Annotated in this window: 5 protein-coding genes and 3 pseudogenes; 4 read left to right on the top strand and 4 right to left on the bottom strand. The window is 63.8% G+C overall.

What is annotated here, in order from left to right; translation table 11 throughout:
• Together W823_RS57905 and W823_RS52130 are read right to left on the bottom strand one after the other, a co-directional pair.
• A pseudogene (locus tag W823_RS57905) lies at positions 1–149 on the bottom strand (IS21 family transposase); the annotation flags it as partial.
• A gap of 138 nt (positions 150–287) precedes the next feature.
• A pseudogene (locus W823_RS52130) lies at positions 288–1,160 on the bottom strand (MFS transporter); the annotation flags it as partial.
• Between the two features lie 198 nt (positions 1,161–1,358).
• Between W823_RS52130 and W823_RS52125 the strand changes: the two are divergent.
• The gene (locus W823_RS52125) at positions 1,359–1,670 is read left to right on the top strand and encodes a metal-sensitive transcriptional regulator (RefSeq protein WP_023961971.1); all 312 of its coding nucleotides are present in this window, start codon (positions 1,359–1,361) and stop codon (positions 1,668–1,670) included.
• A 471-nt stretch (positions 1,671–2,141) separates the two neighbouring features.
• On the opposite strand, the gene W823_RS52120 is transcribed toward W823_RS52125, so the two are convergent.
• Positions 2,142–2,726 carry a TetR/AcrR family transcriptional regulator gene (locus tag W823_RS52120; RefSeq protein ID WP_023961970.1) on the bottom strand — a complete coding sequence of 195 codons (585 nt, stop codon included), beginning with the start codon at positions 2,724–2,726 and terminating at the stop codon, positions 2,142–2,144.
• 85 nt (positions 2,727–2,811) lie between these two features.
• Here W823_RS52120 and W823_RS59380 point away from each other — a divergent pair, with 85 nt between their 5' ends.
• Both W823_RS59380 and W823_RS59110 read left to right on the top strand, forming a co-directional pair.
• Positions 2,812–3,111, top strand: a complete 300-nt coding sequence (locus W823_RS59380; protein ID WP_023961969.1) for an MFS transporter — start codon at positions 2,812–2,814, stop codon at positions 3,109–3,111.
• Entirely contained in the window at positions 3,000–3,491 is a 492-nt protein-coding gene (locus W823_RS59110; RefSeq protein WP_255326378.1) for an MFS transporter, read from the top strand. The genes W823_RS59380 and W823_RS59110 overlap by 112 nt, the downstream gene beginning before the upstream one ends.
• A 176-nt stretch (positions 3,492–3,667) precedes the next feature.
• On the opposite strand, the pseudogene W823_RS52110 reads toward W823_RS59110, so the two are convergent.
• Positions 3,668–4,053: pseudogene (locus W823_RS52110) on the bottom strand (ArsR/SmtB family transcription factor).
• Positions 4,054–4,180: 127 nt separating this feature from the next.
• On the opposite strand from W823_RS52110, the gene W823_RS52105 reads away from it, so the two are divergent.
• Positions 4,181–4,388, top strand: a 208-nt coding sequence (locus W823_RS52105; RefSeq protein ID WP_038254456.1) for an FAD-dependent oxidoreductase, incomplete at its 3' end; no start/stop codon positions are given.

Raw genomic sequence — 4,388 nt, 5'->3', positions numbered from 1 at the left:
TGCGCGCCCCGCTCGCCGGGCGAGCGGGTGCCGTTGAGATAGGCGCGGACCGTTTTGCGGTCTCGGCCGGTGTGGCGGGCGATCGCCGAGATCGTCAACCCTCGTTTGTGCAGGGCGTGTACTTCCATATCGTCCTCCCATGTAAGCATGAGAAAGCGGGTCTCCTTCGAGTAGCTGATGAGTGGTCAGAGACCATCAGCATCGAGGGAGACCCGCCCTCGTTGGCGGTGCCACACGGGTGGGGAATTTCAGTGAGCGTTACTGGGGAATTTCAATGAGCGCCGTCAGAAGAACCACATCGGGATCCACGCGGCGCCTAGTAGTAACTGGGCGAGGTTGGCCGCCCCCAGGTTGGGGGTTCGGAAGATCGATAGCCGCATTAGTGGGTCACGCGTTTTGGCTTGGGAGACGAAGAAGGCGATCAGGAGCAGAGCGGCGATACCGAGGGCCACCCATGTTTCGCTTGAGTTCCAGCCGGATTCAGGGGCGCGAACGATGCCATAGACCGCAGCCGCCAGACCGAGGGTCACTGTGAGCGCACCGAACAGATCGATCGATCCGCCCCCGCCCATGGCGCCGCTGGGCATCAGGGCCCGAGCGGCCAGCAGTGCGACGACCGCAATGGGGATGTTGATGTAGAAAACCCAGGGCCATGAGGCGTATTCGGTGAGTACGCCACCGAGAAATACACCAGCAGTGCCGCCGGCGGGAGCGGCCGCGCCATAGAGTGCCAGCGCTTTGGTGAGTTCTTTGGGGTTGGACCCGAACAGCATCATCAGCAAGGTCAGTGCTGATGGTGCGATAAGCGCTGCGCCCATGCCCTGGACGACGCGGCCGGCGAGCTCGACGCCGACGTTACCGGCAATGCCGGCGACGAAGGAGCCCACCAACAGGATGACCCACCCCGTGGCGAACATACGTCGAGCGCCGAACAAGTCGGACAGTCGCCCGCCGAGCAGTAGCAACCCGCCGAAAGCGACGACATAGGCGTTGAAGACCCACGACAGATTGTGCTGGGTAAAGCCGAGATCGGCCTGCATCTCAGGCAACGCGACTCCAATGATGGAGGTGTCCATTATGACCATGAACTGCGCGGTGGCAATCAGTGCGAGGGCCCACCAGCGGGCGGTGCCCGCAGATGGTGCGGTTGGCGATGACATCTGTACTCCGTACTCGTAGGGGGTATTGAACCGTGACCTGAGCGGGCTTTCTTTGGCAGCGCTGGAATGCGGACCCGCTCAGGATTAATACCCTATAGGGGTATGGTGTACTGTACAGCAGGTACCCCATGGGGGTACGTAGCGATAGCCGGTCAAGCCGGGCCGCTGAGGGCTGAAGATGACAGAGGGACAACGGGTATGAACTGCCAAGACCATGACCACAACACCGAGCGCGGGTATCTGCACAGCAAAGACGACTACCTCAAGCGCTTGCGCCGCATCGAGGGCCAAGCCAGAGGAGTTCAGCGAATGGTGGAGGAGGAGCAGTACTGCATTGATGTCCTCACGCAAATCGCCGCACTGACCAAGGCCTTGCAGTCGGTATCACTCGGTTTGCTGGATGAGCACCTGACTCGCTGTGTCGTTCGGGCGGCGACTGTTGACGGTCCGGCCGCCGAGGACGAGCTCAGGGAAGCCTCCGATGCGATCGCCCGGCTCGTCAAATCCTGACTTGCGCACACTTTTTCGCAATCACCAATAGAAAGGACGTCACCGTGATCACCACCACTTACACCATTCCGGGACGACGTGCGCATTCTGCGCCTCGTCGGTCGCCGAAGAGGTTTTGCCCGCGAAACGTAGATGAGTAGGAGCCTCAAATCCTATGAAAACCCCATTCATACTTGGCGGGTTCGCTGTAGCCACGGTTGCGGTACTTGCACTGTCCTTCGGCGTAGGCAACGCCATCGGACCAATCGGACAGAACGCCAACAACACTCACCACGACGGCGGGAACGACATGATTGGCACTACGGCACACGGCCCATCGTGATGTGGGGGCGACGGCTCAGCCCAGGTCGCCCCGTAGCTTCCGGGCACGGTGCACATTCGAGCTTGCCACGCTTTTGTGCAGATGCACCAACGTCTGCTGTTGCCCCTCGTTGACGCCCTGCGCGCAGAGCGCACTGCTGATCTGGCGGGTCAGTGGGCGTCGAGCAGCGTGAAGACGGTCGTGATGATGACTCGCGGTGCGTCGACGGCCTCGAGGCGACCGAAGGCAATCTCCGCCGCTGCGCCATGAAGGACTTGGTGGAGCACGGCGAGTTGCCATGAGGTCGGCATATCGGTCCGGAACAACCCTTCACGACGACCACGTTCAATCAGTGATCCAACTCTGGCTGCCGGGCTGTCGTGGAGTTGGCGGATGCGCTCTGGCGAGAGCTCCTCTGCAGTGGCGTCGATGACCGAGCGCGCCTGGTCCACCAACTGCCAGCTGCTCTCGATTACACGGGCCAGCGCTTCCCGCGGGTCTCCCTCGATGTCGACCGCGGCCAACGTCCGCTCGCCGCGCTCGATCACACGAGCGACGACAGCGTCGATGAGCACCGGACGAGAGGCAAAGTGACCGTAGACGGTCACCCGTCCGAGTCCCGCCTCCTTGGCGATGTCAGCCATCGTCGCGGTGGGGCGCTGGGTCAGGCAGGCAATCGCGGCGTCAAGGATGCGCTCGACGTTCCGCACGGCGTCAGCCCTTTTGAAGTTGACCCGCGGAGAGGCGGTCGACACTGATGCCCCACTTCCCGTACATGACTGTATGAGTTATCGTACCAGCGACTAACTCGTACGCTTGTGTATGACTTAGGAGACCGCGATGACTACCGCGACGAACACTTCGGAAGCCGGCGAGGGGCTGCACCCGAAGCGCTGGATTGCACTTGTCTTGTTGGGCACGGCCCAATTCATGCTGATCCTCGACGTCACCGTCGTGGCGATCGCGCTACCTCAGGTGGGTACGGATCTGAACCTGTCGCGCGAGGCGCTGACGTGGGTGGTTGCCGCATACACCCTGACGTTCGGCGGTTTGATGCTGCTCGGTGGACGAAGTGCAGACCTGAACGGGGCCAAGCCGCTTGTCTTCGCAGGCCTGGTCGCCTTCACCGCGGATCCCTGACAGCCGGGCTCGCCGAGAACGCCGGGTGGTTGCTCGGCGGCGGAGTCGCGCAGGGCGTCGGAGCGGCGATGCTCTCACCAGCGGCCTTGTCGGTGGTCATTCGGTTGTTCGTCGGGGATGAACGCAATCGCGCCCTGGGTATCTGGTCGGCCTTGGGCGGCGGGGGCGCGGCGGTAGGGGTTCTGCTCGGCGGACTGATCACCGCCGGACCAGGCTGGCCATGGGTGTTCTTCATCAACATCCCGGTCGGCCTGATTGTGCTGTTCGGCCTGCTGCGTGTGCTGCCACCGTTGCCCCCGGCACGGACGCCCCAGCCGTCATTAGACGTTCTTGCGCACTGCTGGTCACAGCAGCCACGGGCTCGGCCATCTACTCTCTGACCGTTGCCGGCGAAACTGGTTGGACAGCCGTGAAACACTCGCGGCCGCCGGGGCCGCAGTGGTGCTCTACGTGCAGTTCACCTGGCGACAGAAGGCCGCTTCATCGCCGCTGATGGCGGCACCCGCCACCGCGAGCGGGCCGCCGATCCCCGTGGAGTCGTTGCGTGCGTTCATGATTACCGGCCTCCGTTCCCTTGAGGGGTGTCGATGCGGGTGCAGCAGGTCAGCGCGGCGGCGTTGTCGGCGGCGAGGGAGCGGGCCAGCATCACCAGGTCCGCCACGCGTGGGTCGCCGACGGAGTAGCGCAGCTTCTTGCCGTCGCGGCGCGCGGTCACATAACCGCAGTCGGCCAGGCAGGACAGGTGCACCGACACCCGCGGCTGGGAGATGCCGGCGTGCTCGACACACTCCGCGGAGGTGCGTTCGGCGGCCAGGATGAACTCCAGCAGCTTCAACCGCGTCGATCCGACAACGCGCGAAAGAACTTCGCCGTCGCATCCAGATGCGTGCAGGCCGTCTCGCCGCCGGGCGCGGTGACGGCGGCGGTCGTGGACCGGGGCACGGGGGATGGCCTCCACAAAGAGAGTTGAACTATTCGGATAAGCGCATAGTATGATGCCCGGAGATATTCGTCAACACGAATAGCAACCTGCTCCGTGACCGGAGTCCCCCAGCAAGGAGAACCCGCCATGACCACGACATCCCCGCGCGCCGATCTGGCGATCATCGGTTCCGGTTCGGCGGCGTTCGCCGCCGCCATCGCCGCGGTCAACCTCGGCAAACGGGTGGTGATGGTCGAGCGTGGCACGATCGGCGGAACCTGCGTGAACGTGGGCTGCGTGCCGTCGAAGGCGCTGCTGGCCGCCGCGGAGGCCCGGCACACCGCCGCGAGCGCCG

The sequence above is a fragment of the Williamsia sp. D3 genome, from assembly GCF_000506245.1.
Classification (GTDB): domain Bacteria; phylum Actinomycetota; class Actinomycetes; order Mycobacteriales; family Mycobacteriaceae; genus Williamsia; species Williamsia muralis.
Note: the sequence above shows the minus strand (reverse complement) of the source record. Positions and strands in the feature narration are given on the sequence as shown.

What these genes read in the sequence shown, in the direction of transcription:
- W823_RS52125 (WP_023961971.1), top strand. Translation starts at nt 1,359, where the DNA reads ATGAACTGCCAAGACCATGACCACAACACCGAGCGCGGGTATCTGCAC.
- W823_RS59380 (WP_023961969.1), top strand. Translation starts at nt 2,812, where the DNA reads ATGACTACCGCGACGAACACTTCGGAAGCCGGCGAGGGGCTGCACCCG.